General features: G+C 37.6%; 20 protein-coding genes and 2 pseudogenes. 6 read left to right on the top strand and 16 right to left on the bottom strand.

Going from position 1 to position 23,943, the window contains the following annotated elements; genetic code table 11:
• Window positions 1-178: 178 nt before the first annotated feature.
• The 12 genes from AC625_RS10295 to AC625_RS10240 form a co-directional block, all read right to left on the bottom strand.
• Window positions 179-1,708, bottom strand: coding sequence for an acyl-CoA carboxylase subunit beta (locus AC625_RS10295; protein ID WP_156187496.1), 1,530 nt, complete (start codon window positions 1,706-1,708; stop codon window positions 179-181).
• Between the two features lie 14 nt (window positions 1,709-1,722).
• The gene (locus AC625_RS10290; RefSeq protein WP_049681214.1) at window positions 1,723-2,505 is read right to left on the bottom strand and encodes an enoyl-CoA hydratase; all 783 of its coding nucleotides are present in this window, start codon (window positions 2,503-2,505) and stop codon (window positions 1,723-1,725) included.
• A gap of 26 nt (window positions 2,506-2,531) precedes the next feature.
• Entirely contained in the window at window positions 2,532-3,437 is a 906-nt protein-coding gene (locus tag AC625_RS10285) for a hydroxymethylglutaryl-CoA lyase (protein WP_049681213.1), read from the bottom strand.
• Window positions 3,434-3,646 (bottom strand): acetyl-CoA carboxylase biotin carboxyl carrier protein subunit, encoded by a 213-nt coding sequence (locus AC625_RS10280; protein ID WP_049681212.1) that lies wholly within the window; start codon window positions 3,644-3,646, stop codon window positions 3,434-3,436. Before AC625_RS10280 ends, AC625_RS10285 begins: the two co-directional genes overlap by 4 nt.
• An 11-nt stretch (window positions 3,647-3,657) precedes the next feature.
• Window positions 3,658-5,013 carry an acetyl-CoA carboxylase biotin carboxylase subunit gene (locus AC625_RS10275; RefSeq protein WP_049681211.1) on the bottom strand — a complete coding sequence of 452 codons (1,356 nt, stop codon included), beginning with the start codon at window positions 5,011-5,013 and terminating at the stop codon, window positions 3,658-3,660.
• A gap of 102 nt (window positions 5,014-5,115) precedes the next feature.
• Complete coding sequence (locus AC625_RS10270) at window positions 5,116-6,258, bottom strand: acyl-CoA dehydrogenase family protein (protein WP_049681210.1); 1,143 nt, start codon at window positions 6,256-6,258, stop codon at window positions 5,116-5,118.
• Between the two features lie 115 nt (window positions 6,259-6,373).
• The gene (locus AC625_RS10265; RefSeq protein ID WP_049681209.1) at window positions 6,374-7,012 is read right to left on the bottom strand and encodes a TetR/AcrR family transcriptional regulator; all 639 of its coding nucleotides are present in this window, start codon (window positions 7,010-7,012) and stop codon (window positions 6,374-6,376) included.
• A gap of 226 nt (window positions 7,013-7,238) precedes the next feature.
• Window positions 7,239-7,988, bottom strand: coding sequence for a hypothetical protein (locus tag AC625_RS10260; RefSeq protein ID WP_082191030.1), 750 nt, complete (start codon window positions 7,986-7,988; stop codon window positions 7,239-7,241).
• Window positions 7,989-8,523: 535 nt separating this feature from the next.
• Window positions 8,524-10,968 carry a DNA topoisomerase IV subunit A gene (parC, locus tag AC625_RS10255; RefSeq protein ID WP_049681208.1) on the bottom strand — a complete coding sequence of 815 codons (2,445 nt, stop codon included), beginning with the start codon at window positions 10,966-10,968 and terminating at the stop codon, window positions 8,524-8,526.
• A gap of 3 nt (window positions 10,969-10,971) precedes the next feature.
• A complete protein-coding gene (gene parE, locus AC625_RS10250) occupies window positions 10,972-12,945 on the bottom strand; it encodes a DNA topoisomerase IV subunit B (protein ID WP_049681207.1) in 1,974 nt (657 codons plus the stop codon).
• A gap of 435 nt (window positions 12,946-13,380) precedes the next feature.
• The gene (locus tag AC625_RS10245) at window positions 13,381-13,794 is read right to left on the bottom strand and encodes a CoA-binding protein (RefSeq protein WP_049681206.1); all 414 of its coding nucleotides are present in this window, start codon (window positions 13,792-13,794) and stop codon (window positions 13,381-13,383) included.
• A gap of 127 nt (window positions 13,795-13,921) precedes the next feature.
• Entirely contained in the window at window positions 13,922-15,208 is a 1,287-nt protein-coding gene (locus AC625_RS10240; RefSeq protein WP_049681205.1) for a purine/pyrimidine permease, read from the bottom strand.
• A 468-nt stretch (window positions 15,209-15,676) separates the two neighbouring features.
• Here AC625_RS10240 and plsY point away from each other — a divergent pair, with 468 nt between their 5' ends.
• From plsY to AC625_RS10225, 4 genes are all read left to right on the top strand, one after another.
• Entirely contained in the window at window positions 15,677-16,270 is a 594-nt protein-coding gene (gene plsY / locus AC625_RS10235; protein WP_049681204.1) for a glycerol-3-phosphate 1-O-acyltransferase PlsY, read from the top strand.
• 265 nt (window positions 16,271-16,535) lie between these two features.
• The gene (locus AC625_RS25705; RefSeq protein ID WP_082191029.1) at window positions 16,536-16,664 is read left to right on the top strand and encodes a YycC family protein; all 129 of its coding nucleotides are present in this window, start codon (window positions 16,536-16,538) and stop codon (window positions 16,662-16,664) included.
• A 227-nt stretch (window positions 16,665-16,891) separates the two neighbouring features.
• Window positions 16,892-17,182, top strand: coding sequence for a HesB/YadR/YfhF family protein (locus AC625_RS10230; RefSeq protein ID WP_049681203.1), 291 nt, complete (start codon window positions 16,892-16,894; stop codon window positions 17,180-17,182).
• A 79-nt stretch (window positions 17,183-17,261) separates the two neighbouring features.
• The gene (locus tag AC625_RS10225) at window positions 17,262-17,771 is read left to right on the top strand and encodes an IS3 family transposase (protein ID WP_049681202.1); all 510 of its coding nucleotides are present in this window, start codon (window positions 17,262-17,264) and stop codon (window positions 17,769-17,771) included.
• Window positions 17,772-17,943: 172 nt separating this feature from the next.
• On the opposite strand, the gene AC625_RS10220 is transcribed toward AC625_RS10225, so the two are convergent.
• The gene (locus AC625_RS10220; protein ID WP_049681201.1) at window positions 17,944-18,876 is read right to left on the bottom strand and encodes a DMT family transporter; all 933 of its coding nucleotides are present in this window, start codon (window positions 18,874-18,876) and stop codon (window positions 17,944-17,946) included.
• Window positions 18,877-19,026: 150 nt separating this feature from the next.
• Here AC625_RS10220 and AC625_RS10215 point away from each other — a divergent pair, with 150 nt between their 5' ends.
• Complete coding sequence (locus tag AC625_RS10215; protein ID WP_049681200.1) at window positions 19,027-20,397, top strand: aminotransferase-like domain-containing protein; 1,371 nt, start codon at window positions 19,027-19,029, stop codon at window positions 20,395-20,397.
• Window positions 20,398-20,550: 153 nt separating this feature from the next.
• On the opposite strand, the gene AC625_RS10210 is transcribed toward AC625_RS10215, so the two are convergent.
• The 3 genes and pseudogenes from AC625_RS10210 to AC625_RS28535 form a co-directional block, all read right to left on the bottom strand.
• On the bottom strand, window positions 20,551-20,844 hold the full coding sequence (locus AC625_RS10210) for a 3'-5' exonuclease (protein ID WP_049681199.1): 294 nt from the start codon (window positions 20,842-20,844) through the stop codon (window positions 20,551-20,553).
• Window positions 20,845-21,542: 698 nt separating this feature from the next.
• Window positions 21,543-21,716, bottom strand: coding sequence for a hypothetical protein (locus AC625_RS27430; RefSeq protein ID WP_425415487.1), 174 nt, complete (start codon window positions 21,714-21,716; stop codon window positions 21,543-21,545).
• Window positions 21,699-21,860 (bottom strand): annotated as a pseudogene (locus tag AC625_RS28535) (IS110 family transposase); the annotation flags it as partial. The gene AC625_RS27430 and the pseudogene AC625_RS28535, both read right to left, overlap by 18 nt.
• A gap of 1,009 nt (window positions 21,861-22,869) precedes the next feature.
• Between AC625_RS28535 and AC625_RS27690 the strand changes: the two are divergent.
• Window positions 22,870-23,825 (top strand): annotated as a pseudogene (locus tag AC625_RS27690) (IS3 family transposase); the annotation flags it as partial.
• Between the last annotated feature and the right edge of the window lie 118 nt (window positions 23,826-23,943).

Below are 23,943 nucleotides of genomic sequence, written 5' to 3'. Positions count from 1 at the left end.
CAGCAATCGGAAATTGGACGAATAATGAGTTGGAATTAGGCAAAAAAATGGGGCTGTCCCAAAAGTATTTGGTCAGACCCACAACTACGATATTCAGAATAATACAGGTATACAATCTATGCAGCGTTCAAGGTCAGACCCTTTTCAGACAGACTCACGTTATCATTAGGCCTTATAGCTAAACTGGGTATACCCCATGTTTTCTCTCCGTGAATGAAAGTTGTTTACTGCTATATGCGGCAAACCTGCGAATCAGTTCTGATCGGAGTTGATTCGGCTGAACGATTTCATCGACAATCATTTCTGATGCAAGCCGATATATATCAATATCCTTTCGATATTCTTCTCGCTTCAATTCGATAAATGCCGTTTGTTCCTCTTTAGGTAATGCACGTATTTTATTTGCATAAACTGCATTAACAGCAGCTTCCGGACCCATGACAGCAATGGAGGCACTAGGCAACGCCAAACAGCAATCTGGCTCGAAAGCTGGACCTGCCATTGCATATAATCCAGCACCATACGCCTTTCGAACAATAACAGAAATCTTCGGAACCGTCGCTTCACTCATAGCCGATATCATCTTCGCACCATGACGAATAATACCCGCTCTTTCCACCTTAGTACCAATCATAAAGCCCGGAATATCAGCTAAAAATAATAATGGAATATTAAAGGCATCACATAATGTAATAAATTTGGTGGCTTTATCAGCAGAATCATGGAACAGCACTCCACCCTTTACTTTTGGTTGATTGGCGATCACACCCACTGATTTACCGTCTATTCTTGCCACCCCTGTAATAAGTTCTGAAGCAAACAGTTTCTTGATTTCACAAAAAGAGTCCTCATCAATGATCTGTTCAATTAAATCGTACATATTAAATGGGGCATTTTGATTGGCCGGAATTAGTTCTTCAAGTGTCTTTTCCGATGCTACAGGAAGACGAATTTCGAATACAGGTGGCTTTTGTTGATAATTTTCAGGAAAATAAGACAGATAACGACGAGCAAACGCAATCGATTCTTGCTCGGAATTCACAAGAACATCGCCACAGCCGGAAACACTGCAATGCATTCTTGCTCCTCCCATTTCTTCCTCACTCACTTTTTCGCCAATAACCATCTCTGCCATTCTTGGGGAGCCAAGATACATCGAGGCATTGCCTTCAACCATCACAACAATATCGCAAAAGGCTGGAATATAAGCTCCACCAGCAGCAGAAGGGCCAAATAGTAAACAGATTTGCGGGACTTTCCCCGATAGTTTTACTTGATTGTAAAAAATCCGACCTGCTCCTCGTCTTCCCGGAAACATGTCTACCTGGTCCGTAATGCGTGCTCCTGCTGAATCGACTAAATATAGAAGCGGGACATTTAATTTTTCAGCTGTTTCCTGAATACGTATTATTTTTTCAACCGTTCGCGCTCCCCATGAGCCAGCTTTAACAGTAGAATCATTGGCCATTACACATACGGTTCGGCCATCCATTTTTCCAATTCCAGTCACGACTCCATCGGCAGGTAGTCCATCACTTTCACAGTTTGCAAAAAACGCGTCTTCGATTTCCATGTCGTCATCTAAAAGTAAGCGTAATCTGTCACGAACAAATAGTTTTCCTTTTTCTATGTTTTTCTCATGGTATTTTTGTGAGCCGCCTTTTTTAATATGTTCGGTGGCTTGCTGTAACTTACCTACTAATGACATGCATGTAGCTCCTTTCATTTCCCAGTAAATAAAGGTCGTCTTTTTTCCTTGAATGCTTGTAGTCCTTCCAAGCGGTCTTTTGATTCAATAATCGTGTCATACCATCTTTTTTCAATTTCCAAACCTCTTGCTATTTCCATATCGATTCCTTCATTTATGGCTTTTTTAGCCGCTTTTAGGCTTAGCGGAGCATTTCGTGAGATTTCAGCAGCGAGTTCCAACGCTTTGTTCATTAGCTGATCAGCTTCGGTGATTTTGTTAAGTATGCCTAACTTAAGCGCCTCCTCGGCATCAATTCTTCTTGCAGTGAATATAAGTTCTTTTGCGAAAGAAACGCCAACGATTCGAGGTAGACGCTGTGTCCCACCAGCTCCTGGGATGATCCCTAATGATGTTTCCGTTAAACCCATTTTCGCTGTTGTTGAAGCAAGCCTGATATCACACGCTAAAGCTAACTCCAATCCACCGCCAAAAGCAGCCCCGTTTATCGCGGCAATAACAGGAACCGGTAGATTTTGAACAGCATCCATCGTATTACGGATTAATTCGACTGTCCGTCTCACCTGAACTTCATCCATCTCCATTCTTTCTTTTAAGTCGGCTCCGGCACAAAAAACCTTATTTCCAGTACCGGTTATGATGATACAGCGTACAGTTGGATCAATCGTTACTGTCTCTAGTACATGATTAAACTCTTTCAATAGGTTGACTGATAATGCATTCGCTGTGGCTGGTCGATTTAACGTTACGACGGTTACGAAGTTTTCCTGATTTGCTATTTTAATTAGATTTGACATTTACAAACACCGTCACTCATCATTATTCATCCTTTCGAATGGGAGTACATAGCCATTCTATGACTTGGAAGTGGTTTATTTATTTTTTTTTGAACAAACAAAGCTGAATCTACTAGAGCTCCTTCATTCACACCTGTATGGATGTTCATTTTTTCAAACATGTGAACCAAATCATCTGTAGCTACATTTCCACTTGCTCCCGGCGCATATGGGCACCCTCCTAGTCCTCCAAGTGACGAGTCAAAGGTTGAAATGCCATAATCAAGTGCTTTTACAATATTCGCAAGCGCCATTCCTCTCGTATCATGAAAATGCATGGCAAAACTCTGCGGTTGATATAGTTTAAGCGCCTGATTTAAAAAATCCTCTACCTGCCTTGGAGAAGCAACACCGATTGTATCACCTAACGATATCTCGCTAATCCCCATTGTAAATAGTTTTTCACAAATTCTAAACGCTTGATTGTAGTCAACATCCCCTTCATAAGGGCAGCCGAATACCGTTGATATATAGCCTCGAACTGTTTTCCCCTCATTTATCGCCGCTGCTATTACCTCCTGTAGTATAGGAAACGTTTCTGATATGGTTTTATTAATGTTTTGTTTATTATGTGTTTCACTCGCTGATATAAAAACGGAGACTTCGTCAACAGAGCAGGATAGTGCTGATTCAAGTCCTTTCATGTTTGGGACAAGAGCCGCATAGGTGACACTTGGATTTCTATTAATATTTTGTGCGACTTCCACTGCATCTGCAAGCTGTGGAATCCACTTTGGATGGACAAATGAAGTTATTTCAAGATAAGTAAGCCCTGTGTATGACAATCGATCAATCCATGCAATCTTGTCACTTGTCGATAAAATTAACTTTTCATTTTGCAAGCCATCCCGCGGTCCGACTTCCTTAATCGTTACGCTCTTAGGCCAGTTCATTCAATAATCGCCAGGACATCGCCTTCATTCACAAAGTCGCCTTCAGATATATGAATTTTCTTTATACTGCCTGATGTTACCGCTTCAAGTGGTATTTCCATTTTCATCGATTCGAGAATAATGACTTCTTGTCCGCTGCTTACACTTTCTCCTTCAGACACAACAATTTTCCACACACTTCCTGCCATACTTGCGATTATTTCTGACATTTAGATTCCTCCTAAGTCGTTGTGCCATTCTTTTTAATATATGTTTCAATAAAGTCCGTAGTCGTTTCACCCTGTTGGTACTTCTCATGAGCTGCTATTTGCCTTAATAATGGTAGATTAGTCTTAATTCCTTCCACTTTGTAAAGATCTAGGGCCTCGACTAAGCGTTGGATTGCTTGTAATCGGGAACTACCTTTTACGATTAATTTGGCAATCATCGGATCATAAAAATGAGATACGACAGAACGATTATGAACGGCTAACTCATGACGAATATAGTCTTCCTGCGGCACTTTCAACTCGGTAATTTCCCCTGGTGACGGAAAAAATGTAACTGGGTCCTCTGCATAGATTCGGACTTCAATACTATGACCATCTCTATGAATCTCTTCTTGTTTAAAAGCCAATTGTTCTCCTGAGGCAATCCTGATTTGTTGTTCAACAAGATCCAAACCCGTGATTTCTTCGGTAACCGGATGTTCAACTTGAAGCCGAGTATTCATTTCTAAAAAGTAAAAGTTCTTATCGACATCAACGAGGAATTCTAGTGTTCCAGCATTATAATAGCCGATCGTCTCAATAGCTTTCACCGCTGCATCTCCCATCGCTTCCCTTGTTTCGTTATCTAGAAAAGGAGATGGAGCTTCTTCAAAGACTTTCTGATGCCGTCTTTGGATGGAGCATTCTCTTTCCCATAAATAAACACTATGACCAAATGTGTCTGCAAGCACTTGAATTTCGATATGCCTCGGATTTTCAATCAATTTTTCAATGAACATCTCACCATTCCCAAAGAACATAAGCGCTCGCTTTTGGTTGCCTTCATATATCTTCAGTAACTCCACTTCATCGTTTGCTACTTGCATGCCGATTCCACCACCGCCAGCTGCTGCCTTTAACATGACAGGATAACCAATTTTCCCCGCTTCCCAAGCTGCCTCTTTGCTATCGATGAGCGGTCGTGACAAACCTGGAACTACTGGTAGACCAGTTAATTCCATCAATTTGCGCGCTGCGACTTTATTGCCCATTTTTTCGATTACGTCTGGATGGGGACCGATGAAAATCAGATCTTCTTTGGCACATTTCCGTGCAAAATTAGCATCTTCACTTAAAAAGCCATAGCCAGGATGAACAGCATCACAGTTTGCAAGTTTAGCAATTTCAAAGATTTTTGTTGCATTTAAGTAGCTTTCATTGACTCGTGAACCTCCAAGTAAAAACGCTTCATCCGCTTTTGACACATATGGGGCGTCCTTGTCTGCTTCCGAATATACAGCTACTGAAGCAATTCCCATTTTCCTGCAAGTTCGTACGATTCTTGAAGCAATTTCCCCCCGATTTGCGATTAGTATTTTTTTTATCATTATAATCCTCCAGATGAAGTAAATTCAGTCAAATTCTCAAACGATTGTTCGCGCAATTTATCCTTCACATGAAAATGTTTGGATTGCTAAGCGTATTTATCTTCAACAACCAAGCTGTCTGGCAATCACTAATCTCTGAATCTCTGAAGTTCCTTCGCCAATTTCAAGCAGTTTTGCATCACGTAAATATCGTTCCACTTCGTATTCGCGCATATAACCCGAGCCACCATGGATTTGGATTGCTTGATTGCTCGCACGGAATGCTGTTTCTGTCGCAAACAATTTGGCATATGCAGATTCTTTTGTGAACGGTTGCTTTTTATCCTTTAGCCAAGCTGCTTTGTATACCATGTTTCGTGCTAATTCAATTTCCATGGCCATATCGGCTAATTTAAACTGAGTCGCCTGGAACTTTGAAATCGATTGGCCGAATTGAATGCGTTCTTTTGAAAAGATAAGGGCGCGATCAAATGCCGCTTGTGCGATACCAACTGCAAGAGCCGCAATAGAAATTCTTCCTCCATCTAACGTATGCAAAAATTGTTTGAATCCTTTTTCTGCATCACCAAGCAAATTTTCTATTGGAACCCGGACGTTGTCTAGAACAATTGCACACGTGTTCGAAGCTCTGACACCCATTTTTTCATAATTACAGGTAATCGATACCCCTAACGAATCTGTTGGCACAATAAAAGCGGAGATGATATTCTTTCCTCGATGGTCTTTTCCAGTTACCGCTGTAATCGTGACGGTTCTTGAATAGCCAGCGTTTGTAATCCAGCATTTTTCACCATTGATCACATACTCGTCACCTTCAAGTACAGCAGTCGTTTTCGTTCCTCCTGCATCAGAACCAGCATTAGGCTCGGTTAATCCGAAGGCTGCTAACGTTTTCCCTTGAGCTAACGGAACAAGATATTTTTGCTTTTGTTCTTCTGTGCCAAAGTAATAGATTGGACTTGATCCGAGTGAAACAGCTGCCGCATAGCTTAACCCAGTGCCACCGCAAGCCTTGCCAATTTCTTCAACAGCGATGGCATATGAGATCGTATCACCGCCTGAACCACCGTATTGTTCCGGAAACGGCAGACCTAATAAACCGAGTTCGCCCATTTTTTTGAATACTGCTTCAGCAAATCGAGCGTTTTCATCAAGTTCAATCGCTATAGGCTTGATTTCCTTTTCTGCAAATTCTTTAACCATTTTTTTTATCATCTGCTGTTCTTTCGATAATTCAAAATCCATAATAGGCCTCCTTCTGTTTGGAATACTAAGAATCAAGTTCTCAGACCGACTAGTTGGTCTGTTACACTCATGATATAATTGCTTCATTATAGGTAAAATAAAAATAGCTCCTAACTCATGTACTGCTAGACAAACGATTGTGAAGAAAATATGGCTGGAAAACTGGATTTTGTTTTGTTTTTCCAGTCAAAAGAGAATGAAGAATGAAATCGACATACATATCAGCAATTTCTTCAATCGATTTCTCGCCGTCTTTTTTGTACCATTTATAAGACCAATTTACCATACCAATAATCGACATACCGATTATATCGACTGAGAGTTCAGGCCTAAATTCCCCAAGTTCGATTCCTTCTTGAATTACATCAAAAATTAAATCTCGGTAATTTTGCCGTTTTTGCTTAATGATCTCTTCATATTTGGGTTTTAAATACGTACTTTCCTGATAAAATACTGAAATATGTGCTTTATAGAGGTCAAATACTGTAACAAAGGATTTGATAATTTTTTGCAGTTTGACTGTGGGGAATATACTAGATACAATTGCTTCTTCTGCTTGTGTTAATACATATGAAATAAAATAGTCATGAATGACAAAAAGAAGCTCATCTTTTGATTGAAAATGATGATAGAAGCCTCCTTTACTTGTACCACTTACCTGAACAATTTGATTGACGGATACACCGTGAAAGCCGTATTTCTCAAAGAGGATTAGTGATGTTTCGATAATTTGTTCTTTTAATTCCGTAACCATTCCCCTCCTATACTTACCAAACGTAAAATAACAACCTTACTTTTTATTGTTGAATAATCAGAAAAAGTAAGGTTCGATTTTATATTAACAGAAAATTGTGAATTGTCAATTTTCATAACAGAATAAATACCCGATTGATAAATTACCGAGACGTTTGCCTAGAAATAAACAACGGCAGAACTGGAATAATTATTATTAGGGGATTACCCCACCTTTTTTTATGAGTTTATTCGGTCTGCAACGGTTTGATGTTTGCTTTTATGAGCTTCCATTTTCCTTTTTCATAGCTCCATTTTGATTCAACAAGCGCGATTTCATCCGCATGATATACACCACTGACTAACTGGATCCCCACTAGCCCTTTCCCTTTTCCTATAAGAAATACTGGTTTTAAAGTAGAAAAACCATCGACCAAGAGTTCTGTCGCTTCATTCAAAATACCATTTGTATAGATTCCTGACTGTTCGTATTCTTCTTTACGGTCAGATAAATCAATGACCAATAGCTTTTTCCCATTTATAGTAACCTTCGCCTGATAGTTATCTAGAAATTGAGCTGTGATTGAGACCGTTTTTGGTACTGTTAAATCCTTCATCATTTGATCCTTAAAACTGAATAAAAAGGAATTCAATATTCCGCCGGTTTCAGTAGTAATAAACACATCCTCTACGCCATCTTTATTTACATCAACAAATTGAATGGCGGGCTTATAACCGCTCGAGAGTGGTAGTTCAAACTTTTTTTCTCCAGTATCAACATACAATGTTATTTCCTTTAAAAATTCTGCGTCTTCCTCGTACTTTAGACCTTTAATCACCAATCGATCTGGGATATTATCTCCAGTGACATCCCGTTTTTCTGTAACCAAAATCATTTCATTTGGTATGTCCTTATGCTGAGCAGAGACTGCTTGGTAAGTAATAAAAAACGCTAGAAGAAAAATTAAGTATTTCAGCATGTTTGTTTTAACATCCATGTAAACACCTCCCAGTTCATAGTAATAGTGCGTGTTCAAATGGAAGATAAAAAGAGCCGAGAAGTTCTACGTGCGATTGTCTCAAATCTTTTGCGTATACAATAATACGTGAGGACCGGACTTGCACAGGACGTGCGCGATTTTAACAGAAGGTCATTCATGAGCTTTAATGCAATTCGCAAGCTATTTTTACCAAACTTTTTGAACAACCTCTAAAAGCCTTATTTAGCCTCTCGATCTTTTTTTTCATATATTTTATCCACCGTGTCCTTTCTTCAAGACAAGTAGGAGCTAGTTAAGATCGTAAAGGTAATGTTACGAGTCCCAATAATGCTAGAAAATAAAGATCCAGCAATTTGTGTTTATCATCCATATACTTCATCCGCTAACATTTATAGCTTATTGTTACCAGACAATGAGAAAATATGAAAAAAAGCGTGTACAAGTTTTTTCACTTGCACACGCTACTTTTATAAAACGATTAAAAATAATAAGTATACATTTTTAATCGATCTATCTATGAATTTGTCGCTTATTAGGAATCAGAATTGGTTTTATCTGCTTCTACACTACTCTTCCAAATTTCCTTCGCTTTTCCTGCCTCTGATTCATCTACAACAAACGAGCCAGTTGTATAGCGGTCTGTATATCGTAATCCGCTAACATGAATAGATTCAATGACACCTTTTTCTGTTTCAATAAAAATCGTATCACTCGGTATGACTGTTTCAAGACCAATTACTCGATGAGGATTTGCTTTTAGTTCTTTTAACATAACGAGACCACGTTTAGCACGTGTTGATTTATCAAATTCAGTAAGCTTCATTTTCTTCACGGATCCACGCTGTGTCACAATTAAGATGGCTTCTGATGTTCCTTTTTCAAGAATTTTACCACCCGTCACAAAATCTCCATCCTTTAAGTTAATGCCTTTAACTCCAGCTGCTCTGACACCAATAGGACTGATCTCTTCTTCATCGAACCAAAGCGAAAAGCCCAAGTTCGTTGCTAAGAAAACATCACTGCTTCCGTCTGTTAAATGGACATCCACTAAGATATCGTCGCCTTTTACATTGATGGCAACTAATGGCTTAGAATGGCGTTGCGCTTTATAGGAACTTAACTCTGTCTTCTTAACCATACCGTTTCTTGTAACGAATAACAAATAATCGGGTTGTTCAAAGCCTTTAACAGGAATGGCCTTTACAATTTGCTCATCTCGGTCAATTGGAATGATATTAGCAATATGCTGACCGGTTTCTTTCCAGCGAATATCTGGAAGCTGGTGAACCGGACAGTATAGATAATTCCCTTTGTTTGTGAACAACAGAAGCACGTCCGTTGTATTGACTTCGAATTTTTGCAATAGCCGATCTGAGTCCTTCATCCCAAAATTCAGACCACCTGATGCAGTGTACGACCTCAGAGATGTCCGCTTAACATATCCTTCATTCGTGACGGTTACAATCACATCCTCACTCGCAACCAGCACCTCAAGGTTAATCTTTATTTCTTCAATTTCATCTTCAATAACTGAACGGCGTGAATCATTGAATTCTTTTTTTATAAATTTTAATTCTTTTTTCATGACCTGAAATAGAGCCTTTTCGTTTTCTAAAATCTTCGTTAACTCTTCAATTTTCTTTTTCAGCTCTTTTTCCTCTTCCTGAAGCGCGGTAATATCCGTATTCGTCAAACGATATAATTGCAAAGAAACAATCGCTTCTGCCTGAGGCTCTGTAAAGCCGTACTTCGCCATTAAATTATTCTTTGCGCCTTTTTTATCTTTCGAAGCACGGATTGTTGCTATCACTTCATCGAGAATAGACAAAGCCTTCATTAAACCTTGAACAATATGTGCTCGATCATGTGCCTTCTGCAGCTCATAACGTGAACGGTTTTCGATTACTTCTCTTCGATGATTGATATAAGCATCAAGAAGCTTTGGTAAAGTCATCAAAGTCGGCCGTTTTTTATCAATGGCAACCATATTAAAGTTGTAAGCAACTTGCAAATCCGAATTTTTGTATAAATAATTCAAGACCCCATTGGCGTCCGCTTCTTTTTTCAATTCAATTACAATTCTAAGTCCAGTTCGGTCCGTTTCATCACGAACTTCGGAAATGCCTTCTACTTTTCGATCTAGGCGGAATTCATCCATTTTTCTAACTAGATTTGCCTTATTCACTTCATAAGGAATTTCCGTAACGACTATTTGTTGTTTACCACCACGAACGTCTTCAATGTCGGCTTTTCCGCGGATGATAATTTTTCCTTTACCTGTTTCATACGCTTTCTTAATACCACCAACACCTTGAATAATTCCTCCAGTAGGAAAATCCGGTCCTTTAAGAACAGTCATCAATTCATCAACCGTCACTTCAGGGTTATCAATACGCATAATGGCAGCATCAATGACTTCTCCAAGTTGGTGTGGCGGCATTTCTGTTGCATAACCTGCTGAAATACCGGTCGATCCATTTACAAGCAGATTCGGAAACATCGCAGGAAGCACAACCGGTTCGACAGCAGTATCATCGAAATTCGAAACAAAATCTACCGTACGTTTATCAATATCCCGGAGCAATTCAGAAGCAATTCTAGAAAGCCTTGCCTCTGTATAACGCATAGCTGCTGGCGGATCACCATCAAGACTTCCGTTATTACCATGCATTTGGATCATGACATTTCTTAATTTCCAATCTTGACTCATCCGTACCATCGCTTCATAGACCGATGAATCACCATGTGGATGATAATTCCCAATGACATTCCCGACGGTTTTGGCCGATTTACGGAAATTCTTTTCATGGGTATTTCCTTCAACATGCATGGCATAAAGGATTCGACGTTGAACGGGCTTTAATCCGTCACGTGCGTCAGGTAAGGCACGTTCTTGAATAATATATTTACTATAACGACCGAATCGATCGCCAATTACTTCTTCTAAAGGTAAGTCAAGTACTTTTTCCTCAGCCATCTCTTAGTTGCCCTCCTCTGAAATCGACATATTTTCGTTATCCAAAATGTTCGATTCTTCTTCGAGACCAAATGCAACATTGGATTCAATCCACTTTCTACGCGGTTCAACCTTGTCACCCATTAACGTTGTCACACGACGCTCTGCACGTGCACCATCATCAATTTTGACACGGATTAACGTTCTTGTATCTGGATTCATCGTCGTTTCCCAGAGCTGATCGGCATTCATTTCTCCAAGTCCTTTATATCGTTGAATAATATAGCCTTTTCCAATTTTATTAATGGCTCCCTGAAGCTCTTCATCACTCCATGCGTATTCCATTACTTCCTTTTTCCCTGTCCCTTTACTCACCTTGTATAACGGCGGCAGGGCAATATATACTTTGCCCGCTTCAAAAAGAGGCTTCATGTAGCGGTAAAAAAAAGTAAGTAATAAAACTTGGATATGTGCACCATCTGTATCTGCATCGGTCATAATAACAATTTTATTGTAATTCGTATCTTCTACATTGAAATCCGGTCCAACGCCGGCCCCAATCGCATGTATAATCGTATTGATTTCTTCGTTTTTAAAAATATCCGAAAGCTTTGCTTTTTCTGTATTGATAACTTTACCACGTAAAGGGAGCACAGCTTGGAAGCGGCGATCACGGCCTTGTTTAGCAGAACCACCGGCCGAATCACCTTCTACGAGATAAATTTCATTCTTCTCTGGGTTTTTCGATTGTGCAGGTGTAAGCTTTCCAGATAGAACCGAATCTGATTTTTTTCGCTTTTTCCCGCCTCTAGCTTCTTCTCTTGCTTTTCGGGCTGCTTCTCTTGCCTGGAATGCTTTTATTGATTTTTTTATTAACATCGTACTTGTACTAGGATCTTCTTCAAAAAAATACGCGAGATGTTCAGAAACAATGGCATCCACAGCAGAACGGGCTTCACTTGTTCCTAGTTTCCCTTTTGTTTGACCTTCAAATTGCAAGAGCTCCTCTGGAATTCTTACAGATATAATCGCTGAAAGACCTTCGCGAATATCCGTCCCCTCAAGGTTTTTATCTTTTTCCTTTAATAATCCTGTTTTTCTCGCATAATCATTAAAAGCTCGTGTCATCGCAGTTTTGGCACCGACTTCATGCGTTCCACCATCTTTTGTACGAACATTGTTTACAAAACTCAAAATGTTTTCTGAATACCCATCATTGAATTGAAAGGCAAAGTCCATTTCGATTTCATTCTGAACGCCTTCAAAACTTACAACACTATGGAGAGTATCTTTTTCCTCGTTCAAATATTCAACGAAAGCTTCAATTCCATTTTCAAAATGAAACTCATCTTTTTGATCATGGCGTTCATCAATCAGCTCTATTTTCATACCTTTTAATAAAAAGGCAGATTCTCGTAATCGCTCAGACAATATATCATAATTGTACGTCGTCACTGAGAAGATACTCGGGTCTGGTTTGAAGTGAATCGTTGTTCCAGTTTGATTTGTCTTACCTAATTTCTCCAGGGTTGTTTCAGGTTTCCCCCCATTATGAAACCGTTGTTCATAAATAAAACCGTCTCGTTTTATTCTAACGACTAACCATTCAGAAAGGGCATTAACAACAGATGCACCAACACCATGCAACCCACCGCTTGTCTTATAGCCACCTTGTCCAAACTTTCCACCAGCGTGTAATATTGTCAAGATAACTTCTGGCGTTGGCTTGCCCATTTTATGTATCCCAGTTGGCATGCCTCGCCCTTTATCTGTTACACTTACACTATTGTCTTTATGTATTTTAACGATAATAATATCCCCGTGACCCGCCAATGCTTCGTCAACGGAATTATCGACAATTTCATATACCAAATGATGTAGTCCTCTTGCATCTGTGCTACCGATGTACATTCCCGGCCGCTTACGAACTGCCTCAAGCCCTTCTAGTACTTGGATGGCCTCATCATTATATTCTATATTTTTTGTACTTCTTGCCACAGAAATTCCCCTTTCCTTCTTTACCACAATTTCCGGGCCATATCAAAAAGATGAAATGACTGAAATATTAAGAAGAGCGCTAGCTTTTTGTTCACCCCTCGGCTTGATGCCTTACCGGTTTAAGTTTCCGCTAAACACTATAATTCATTAAAATTTTTTCATTCTCCCAAGAATAACGAAAACGAATTGAAATGAAATGATTAAAAAAATGATTCTAAACCCATTATAAATGAATTTACTCAAAAGAACAAATGTTCTTAAACAAATAGTTAATTAGGCCTTTTCCAAGGCACATCTATGTTTATTGTAGCGATATTTTTTAATATAGCAAATCAGCTTATTCATTTTACAAATCGTATACTCTCTAATTCGAGTCCGTAATGATTCAAAATATAGTGCAAAAAAAGGAGCGATATAGTCCGCTCCTTTTTTGCTTTACCTTGTAAGGGCATGCTCGACTTTAATGCACCGATCCATTATGACAGTGTATCCTTTTTCATTTAAGAAGTCATACGTTTCTTGATTTTCGACCCCAAGCTGTGCCCAAAAAACATCTGAATCAATCTCATCAAATTCCTTTGCAATTTCAGGCAGGAATTCTGAGCGCCTAAACACATTGACAATATCAATATGTCCCTCTATTTCTTTTAAGGATGAAACAGCTTTAACCCCTAAAACTTCTATTACTGCTGGATTTACCGGAATAATTTCATAGCCGCTTTTTTGCATTGCCTCTGAAACCATGTAAGAAGTGCGATTTGGGTTATCCGATAGACCAACTACAGCGATGCGTTTTGCCTTTTTTAATAAAATGCCGATTGCTTCTCTGCTAGGATTTTCAATAGCCATGTACATCACTCCTTTTGTTTTAAGTTCGATTTAACGTATTCTAATTCCTTGTTGCTAAGAAAATTATTTTTTAAAAGGGAGAAGCATCCTATCCATTCCCCCTATTGAACTGCTTTAAAACTTAGTTTTACTTTCGTTTATAAATAAATTTAGTCCATTGGTCTGTAATAATTGATAACAGTGATCCAAATATTAATCCATTGTTTAATAAAGAAACAACAACTGGAGGCAATCCTGTAAATGCGCTAGCCGGAACAAACATAACGCCTACTCCTCCTAAAAGTGATATTCCAATCACTGTTCTTACACGATTAGCTTCTTTTTCTTTTTCTATTTCTAAAAACGCCATGCCAATCATACTGGTGAAAACAACAAACATGACAGAATATCCCACAGGAGTAGGGATAGATGCGAGGAAATTCATGACGCTTGGTACAAAGCTAGATGCGATCAGTAAAAGGGACCCAATTATGAATGGCAATTTAGCTGCAACCTTTGAAGTAGCTATAAAACCCGCCGCCCCTGATAATGGGACAGGACCAACTGCACTAAATCCCCCTCCAAGTATTTGGCTGATACCGGTAATCAGACCCGATGCTCGCAAATTTGTTTTCACTTTTTTTTCAGTTAACGATTGAACCGCGAGTTCAACTACTTTAATACTCGCAATCATATTCGTCAATAACAGCAAAGTTACCAACACAGATGTTATGATCATTCCGCTATCAAATGTAGGTCTACCATATACAAATATTTGCGGTACGGTAAATATCTGGTCAGGTGTATATGGATTGGGCTTAATTGCTCCGAAAATGGCAAATAAAAGCCAACCTACAGCAAGCGAAATCAGTACTGCATAATGACGGACTATGTTCAACTTATGTCTTGTAAAATAAAATGTCAAAAGCACGGTTACGAAACTTAATGTAGCAATTTTTAAATCTACTCTTTCGTTTACATAGCCAACACCAAGCATACCGTTTAAAAATGATTTACTCAATTGGATGACGAGTAATAATAAATAAATGCCTATTACTGCTGGCGTAAACAGCCTGCTGATCTTATCTATTAGGCCTGCCATACTTAATAAAATGAAGAGCACACCACTCGCAATTAACGCTCCTTGGAGGGCTTGTAGTGTTTCTCCCGCTGACTGAAACATTGTCGTGCTAAAGCCCGCATAAATTACAAAGACACCCCACCAGAGTCCGGCGGGAGCTTCATTAATCGGTAATTTATGTCCGAAAAATATTTGTAAAAGCCCGGCAAGTGCAAAAATAAATACAGTCCTTTGTACAAAACTCGCAGCATCCTCTCCTGTTAAACCGAATAAATCAGCAATAGCAATCGGAGCAACGATTGATGATGCAAGCATAAAAGCCACCCATTGTATGGCTGCAAAAATAGTCTTCATGAATCCTCAAATCCCTTCATTTCCTATAAAAATAACTCCACTCAATCATCTAAAAAAATCTATTACTGTTTTAAGAGCCATAAAAAATAGTAACACTTTTTCTCAGAAACCTCTAGCATACCATCGCAAAAACTGCCAGGAGTAACCGTTTATTTTGGAATGTTTACTTGTTATGAAAATTTGATTGATCAGATTACTCTTTTTCACGATAGATTTCAGACTATTGACTATGATTAAAATTTGATAGATAACATATCAAAGTAATTATGAAGGAAAGCATTTGATACAGGAGAACAAGATTAACATGTCAAACGAAATGTATCGATTTGGAATAAAAATAAACACGTAGCATCTTTCATTCAACATTAATAGTAAATATTTTTTTCTAACAACCATGGTATTTTTAAGAAGAAATGATAAAATACATACACAGGATCCTTCTAAATTTTGACGAGAAAGGGCTATTATATGTTTACAATTATTCTAATTTTGATTCTCGCCTATCTTATTGGCTCAATTCCTTCTGGGTTAATTATTGGCAAAACATTTTACAATACCGACATTCGAGAACATGGCAGCAAAAACCTTGGTGGGACCAATACATTCCGAACCCTTGGCATCAAAGCTGGTCTTATCGTAACAAGTATGGATATTTTAAAAGGAACACTGGCAACACTGCTGCCGGTAATGTTCGGAGCAGAAAATATTCATCCACTGCTTCCTGGTGTTATCGCAGTTATTGGACATATGTACCCGGTCTTTGCTCGCTTTAAAGGTGGAAAAGCAGTGGCTACTTCCGGCGGTATTTTGCTAGGTTTTTCCCCTTTATTATTCGGTATTATTTTGATTGTATTTTTTCTAACATTATACTTAACAAAATACGTATCATTATCATCGATGATCACTTCGTTCATTTCAATTATTTACGTATTAGCCTTTCAGATAGAGCAATGGGGTTTATTAATTGTTGTAACTGTACTTTTCATTTTTATATGCTATCGTCATCGGGCAAATATTAAACGAATTATGAATAAAACAGAGCCAAAAATTAAGTGGCTTTAAGTATTCTTACAGATTACTTCATTTTCTCTAGCCAGTTTTCTTAAAGAAAGCTGGTTTTTAGTACATTCTTATGGTTATTTTCACCAACTTAAGCATGATACACTTCAGTTTTTTAATGATAATGATGGAATCACTTTGTCTTTTATAGCTTGAAAGTGAGTGTGCGAACTCACCCGAAACCCCTTTGTTTCTCCATTGTTTATCATCACTTTAACAGGTACTATTTTTATGTTGAATCAGAGTTTATAGAAAAGGAGTGAACACAATGAAACCATTACAAATTTCACCTGAAACGGCAATAAAACTCTCAGAAAAACTAAAGCTGCCAATCGAACAAATTTTACATATGCCTTCACATATATTAGTTAAAAAACTAGCAGAACTAAAGCAATAGCCTCTTGAAAAATAAAGTGAAACTTCAATCAGTGGGGTTTTCTTTATCCCCCACCTACACTTCTTCGATTTCTCTAAGCCTTGAGGTGGGGGTCGTACTGTCCGTTAGTGCGGGGTAAAACAAATCCGTATATTTTACATACATGTTAACCCACTTCGTTCGTATCATTCGCATCTTTTTTCAATATGCTTTATACTACAATTATTGCATATTGGAAGGAGATTACGATGAATATTATTATCTCTGATAAAGCCATCACGTGGTATAAGGATGAATTGAATTTAAATAACGGCGATAGCGTTCGTTTTTTTGCAAGATACGGAGGGCATAGCCCAATCCAGAGTGGCTTTTCATTAGGCGTAAACAACGATCAACCTATTGATATAGGTGCATCTTTACAAAAAGATGATATTACTTTTTTCGTTGAAAAAAGTGACATATGGTATTTTGATGATCATAACTTGAATGTTAATTATAATGAAAAATATAACGAGCCTGAATTCCATTATGAAAAATAATGATTGAGATAAAAAAGGCACCGATGTGAACTGCCCCGTAAATGTTAGACATTACACTAACATTTACGGGGTGTTTTTTATGGCCAAATTTACAGCGGAAAAGAAATTAGAAGCCGTTCAAAAATATTTACATAATGAAGGTGGTTATGGGACCCTTAGTGAGATCTATGGAACCGCTCCTAATACAATCAAAAAATGGGTTTTACAGTATCGATATCATGGCGAGGAAGGATTTATAAAAAACTATACAAATTATACAGCTCAGTTTAAACTAGACGTACTCAATTATATGAACGAACATGGGACATCTTTGTATGAAACTGCTGCTATTTTCAATATTCCAGCACCTAGTACGATTTCGACTTGGAAGCTGAAAGTTGAAACAGAAGGATTAAATGCCCTTAAATTGAAGCAAAAGGGGCGCCCATCCATGCAAAAAGAAACAAAGAAAACCCAACCAGTAGAAGGTTCATTAGAGGCCTTACAAGCAGAAAATGAACGTTTACGAATGGAGAATGCTTACTTAAAAAAGTTGATTGCCTTAGTTCAAGAACAGGTAAAGTTGTTTTGGAATAATAAAGTCGTTTAATTATATTCTTACAAATAAAATAACCATCTATCTATTTACTGATAAATGGTTATTAAAGATGTTTAAAAGGTAAAATTTTTCTCTAGTTATCTGATTTTTAAAGAATAATAAAGTTGTTTAATTTTCAGCGAACGAATCTTTAAAAATTGCTGCTGACTGATTACATAAAAATTTAGCTATCTATAAATTCATCAACCTTTTCATGAAGAACACGATTATCATAATGCGTTTCTTTCTTAGCTACAGGTGTATGTTTTCCAATTATCACACATATTACAACAATAATTGCTAAGACAATAGTTAGCCATGTAATCGATTCCCCTAAAAATAATACAGAAAAACCAATCATTAAAAATGGCTGTAAATATTGCATCTGTCCTACTCTTGCAATCCCTCCTAATGACATCCCGCCATACCAAGCGACATAAGCTAAAAACTGGCTCACAATGGCTAAGTATAATAAACTAATCCAAGCCTCTATAGGTGCTCTTAGCATATCAAAAGATAAACTTAATCCCACAGGAATCACAAAAAACGGAGCGCCAATTAAAATTGCCCAAGCGATTACTTGCCAACTTCCAAGCTCTTTTGACAGTTTTCCACCTTCTGCATAGCTTAATCCAAGTATTAAGACAGCTACAATTAGTGCAATATCGCCTTTTTGTAATTGACCTAAGCCTAAATACACAGCATAAAGAAGAACGGTTATCGCACCAATAATGCTTGCAATCCAATAGCGTTTCGAAAGTCGCTCACCTCCACGCCACATCGCAAATCCAGCAGTCGCAAGTGGTAGTAAAGCTAGTTCAATTGCTCCGTGTGATACAGGTAATGATTTCATCGCAAAGGTTGTTAATAGCGGAAAGGCAAGTACAGCACCAATAGCTACAATCCATAAGCTTTTCATTTGTTCCTTATTAGGTAATTTTTCTTTTTTTATGATAAAAATAATGCCAACAATAATTGCTGCGATAACTGTCCTACCTAAGCCAACAATTATCCCACCAAAGTAAGGTACAGCGATGCTTGTCGCTGGCAATGTAAGACTAAAACAAATAATACCAATAAAGCCTAGCAGCATTCCTTTTTTTGTATTGTTCTTCATTCAAGCTCCCCCTTCACAAGCACATAAATGTATTCCATAATCATAGTTAAACTGAATATGCTAATTAAACATGATTGTAATTGATATCGACTCTTTTCCATACAGTAGAATTTCACATCTGTCATGGTACAGATACCAAGGAGGGTATATATGGTAACAAAATATAGAGGTATTTTAGAATGGATGAAACAACAAATAGAGAATGAGCAGTTAAAAGCAGGAGATAAACTACCTTCTATTCGGATACTCGCTGAACAATTTCAATGTAGTAAAAATACAGTTGTAAAGGCATTACTAGAACTAGAGAAACAACATATTGTCTATGCTAAACCCAAAAGTGGCTATTATATTGTTGATAATTATCGAGTACCTAGTCCGAATGAAAATATAGATTTTTTATCTGCGGGTCCAGATGAACGAATCATACCTTATGAAGACTTTCAACATTGTATAAACCAAGCAATTGATCATTATAAAGCACAATTATTTACGTACAGTGAGCAACAAGGGCTCTATTCGGTGAGAAAAGAGCTGGTGAAGTATTTACAAAATTTACAAGTATTCACGAAACCTGAGCGACTTGTCATTACTTCTGGATCACAACAAGCGTTACATATACTATCGACGATGCCGTTCCCAAATGGAAAAAAGAAAGTATTAATTGAACAACCAACTTACTTTGGTATGATAGATACCTTACAGTTAAATCAAAGTGATACATTAGGAATTGACTTAACAATGGATGGGATTGATTTTGAACGACTAGAATCTTTATTCCGCAACAACGATATTAAATTCTTTTATATTGTGCCAAGGTGTCATAATCCACTTGGTCATCATTATACAAATGAGGAGAAGAAAAAAATCGTTGCTCTTGCAGAAAAATATGATGTATACATTGTAGAAGATGATTACTTAGCAGAATTAGATGTGGATTCAAAAGCAGACCCTTTGTTTGCATATGAACCCAACGGAAGAATCATTTATGTCAAAAGCTTTTCAAAAGTATTTTTACCAGGGTTACGCATTGCGACTGTTGTACTCCCTAAAACAATGATTGATTCCTTTGTACGCTATAAATTTAGTGCTGATTTCAATACATCGGCACTTTCACAAGGAGCATTAGAAATCTATTTGAAAAGTGGGATGTTTCACTATCATTTAGAAAATGTAAAACAATTGTACATAAACAAAATGAAGACATTACTAAATGCTTGTTCATCATATTTACCAAGCTATATATCATTTACAAAGCCCAAAAGTGGCTTTTATCTCACCATCTTCTTGCCTTCACATATAGATGTTGATAAATTGATTTATCTATTACATGAAAAACATATCTATGTAGACAATGCTTCTAGAATGTATTTAGTTGGAAACAAACAGAAAGCAATTCGACTAAGTATTTCACAAGTATATGAAAATAAAATAGATCTCGGTATTCAACAATTAGCAGCTTGTATAATGGAAATGTGTGAGAGGAAGAAATATAATCCACTATCGTTTAAATCTTATCTTTAAACTCAAAAAGACACCTTTATTTCAAGGTGTCTGCCCATTCTTTAAACTGACGAATACCGACATATTCTTACAATTAAAAATAGAAAAAAGTGGCATGAAAACGTAAATCCATGCCACTTTCTAAACGACTTCATTGTACATGTAGCAACTTTATTATCGGTCTACAATATCAGCTAATACAAGTTTATCAAAGACTGCCCTGCCTATTGCATGCGTGCGGTAAAGAATGGCCATATCACGCAAAGCATGACCAGATGATTGCTTATCCAATATATCTTGAATAATCCACTCCGCTTCCTGTTCCGCATGTAAAGGTCGCGACAACGAAACTTCTTGGTTATCGCTATGGTTTACCTTTAGTGTCTTAGGAATTTGACGGGTGTTATGACGGATAATAGGGTTAGCCAGGCCAACAACAAACCCTCCAGATCGATAGTTAATATCCATGATGATTTTTCGGCAATTAGGGTATACTGCTGGGAATTGGAGTATATAGGTTTCAGATGCGCCTCTATACGAGTATATAGTTTGCGCATCGTATATTACATATAGTCATGTGATAAAACGCTTAAACCTTGATATTATAGTATTTATAAAAGGGACAAAACTACATTCGAGACAAAAGTATGTGTAATCATACGAAAATGTTTAGATGGAACTATATCTCTATAATCTATTTGTTTTTTATGATGAAGATTATTTATGAACTTTTCTCCAATAAAATATTATATTAATATAATATTTTCTCTTTGGTTCTAATTCATTTTATTGTAATTTACTTAATTGCCTTAATCCTTAATACTCTATAATGATTGTCGTATTTTGCGAAGCCTTGATGTATTGGTATAGCCAATTACTCCAATTCCAGCTTTTTAAATTTCATCCCACAAAAAATTCTTTGATAATCCTTGTTACTTAATACCATCAATATATGAAGTAATACTCATACCCAATACTTAAAGTGGTGGTTTTTATTTTAGCCTTCTTCCGTTCACCTCCCGAACGTTATATAAGAAGAATCAATAATATTCTTTTACAGAGCCTTATAAATAATAAAAGGAGAATACATAGTATATATAGTAGCCATATATACTATGTATTCTCCTTTACCTATCAAGGCTTACAACAATTTAGTATAAATAACCTTAGTCTTCATCTTTAATATCTTTATCTTCTAGAATTGGTTCATTCACCAATTCTTCCACTAACATTTTATATCTCTCAACTTGTTCAAAATGTGTCTTGAATTGTTCCTTGTAGATCAATACTACACCCTCACTGTCATGCAAAACTCGTATTTTTCCTGTCACCTCTTCGATCTCTTTTAAAAATCCTATAAAATGATCTAATTCCTCTCTAGTATGCTTTATTGAAAAGCTCTTTCCATACGGTTTTGATTTATTTAAAAATGCCTGAACTTGGCTCTCTCCCTTTGCCACATCCAGACCAATTACTGGATTCACCGTTTTTTCCTCCTCTACGTACTAACCAGTCCCCCTAGTCCTCCCATGTAGTGTCATAGCTTCGCTTGTTATACGAGATCTACGTCCCAACCAGCCTCAAACATGTTTCTACAAGTAGGGGGCGGACAGTTTAGCTCACGGGATCATGTCCCACGCACCCGTACGTCCTACCCTGGCTACTGATATAATAGATTCTATTAAAAAAAGGTCAACCAGTAATTTTTACTGGTTAACCTTATAATACGAGTCGAGTAGAAGGGAACCTCTCTACCTTGCGGTAGATTGTGTTCCTCCCCCCTCACAGAACCGTGCTTGCGCTATTTACGCACACGGCTCCTCCTAGTCACCATTCACAAAATATAGCTAATCTCTTTCGCTCAGATTTTGCTAATTCTGCTATCCTTAATAGTTTTGTGTCCATTTATTATCCCTACCTCTGCGTGTAGTAAATGTGTCCCTAGTAAGGGTGATAACTTGGTAGCAGCCTTTCCTCCATCGGCATTACCCAACTTCATTGGTACTACGCTGCTATCCGACTCCCTACAACGGCATTTGGCTTCCTTGCTTATTATCGCTTGTACACCATACTCTTCTATAAGAAGAAAAGACCGGTAGGGCCTCCCGAGTTGCCGTATCATATCAATGTGTGACGTGCCAAGGTCTCTGACTCCAGAGAGGTTCTATCCTTCTTGCCTTTAACGATGGATAAAATGTAGCTTTCTGCTGTGCTTAAGGCATCAGCCCTCTCGATTTACTAACATTATGGAGCTCAATCCCTTCAACCATTTGGCTTTCGGCCCGCCACCTAACTGTCTACGCTTAAAGGCTAATGTTACCATTAGCCCTCCAAGACTCGCTACGAGTGAATGGCTAGTTCTTTCTCGACGGGAATCCCACCCGCTATATGATACGACCTAGGCTCGGCCGCACAAGCACCCGTTTGTTTAAGTACAATGTTTCACAATCTAAACCAATTCTTGATTTAAAAACTACACCAATTTGTTTATTCTCCTCCAAAGAAAAGGACAATAGAACACCGGAAGAAGCAGAGTTGATCAAACTTCGTAAAGAAAGCCAGCGTTTATTGATGGAGAATGATATTTTAAAGCAAGCTGCGCTGATAATAGGACGAAAGTAAATGTGATCAAAAATAATCGATATCAGCAATGTGCGATGTCTTACAACTCTCGAGAAGTACCTATTATTATGAAGCAAAAGAGCAATTCAAATCTGAGGATGAACTTACAGATACCATCATAGATATCTTTCACAAAAGCCGTCAGAACTATGGTACACGTAAGATTAAGCATGAATTAAAAAAGCTTGATATAGTCTCTTCGAGACGACGTATCGGCAGAATCATGAAAGAGAATGGACTAGTATCAAAATATACAGTTGCCCAGTTCAAGCCTTATTTGGATGATTGTAATGAATCTAAAGTTAATTAATGTGTTAAATAGAGAGTTTGATCAACAAAAGGAATTAACTGTTGTAGTAAGTGATTTAACATACGTAAGAGTCGGAAATCGTTGGCATTACATATGTTTATTTGTCGATCTTTATAATAGGGAGATCATAGGTCATAGTGCAGGACCTACTAAAGATGCTGGACTGGTCTATCAAGCCTTATCAACAATTAAAGCCAATTTAAGGCAAATTCAATTATTTCACACTGATCGAGGAAATGAATTTAAAAACAAGACCATTGATGAAGCGCTCGACACATTTAAAATCAAACGGTCATTAAGCATGAAGGGCTGCCCTTATGATAATGCTTGTATAGAGTCTTTTCATGCCTCTTTGAAAAAAGAGGAAGTTAACCTAGTTAATTGCTTTGATTATGACGGAGCAAGACTGGCAATATTTGAGTATATAGAAGCTTGGTATAATAGAAAAAGAATTCATAGTAGCATTGGATATTTAACGCCACAAAGATGTGAAGATTTAGCTAGGAAAATTGCATAAAAAGTTCAACTTTTTGTGTCTCATATATTGACTTAGATCCACTTTATACTAACACCAATTTTTGAAACATTAAAAATAGCTTAGTAATTCGCTTTTTTTATCCAACTGTAAATTTATT

This window comes from Peribacillus loiseleuriae (assembly GCF_001183985.1).
Classification (GTDB): Bacteria; Bacillota; Bacilli; order Bacillales; family DSM-1321; genus Peribacillus; species Peribacillus loiseleuriae.
This window is presented reverse-complemented; position numbering and strand designations above follow the sequence as displayed.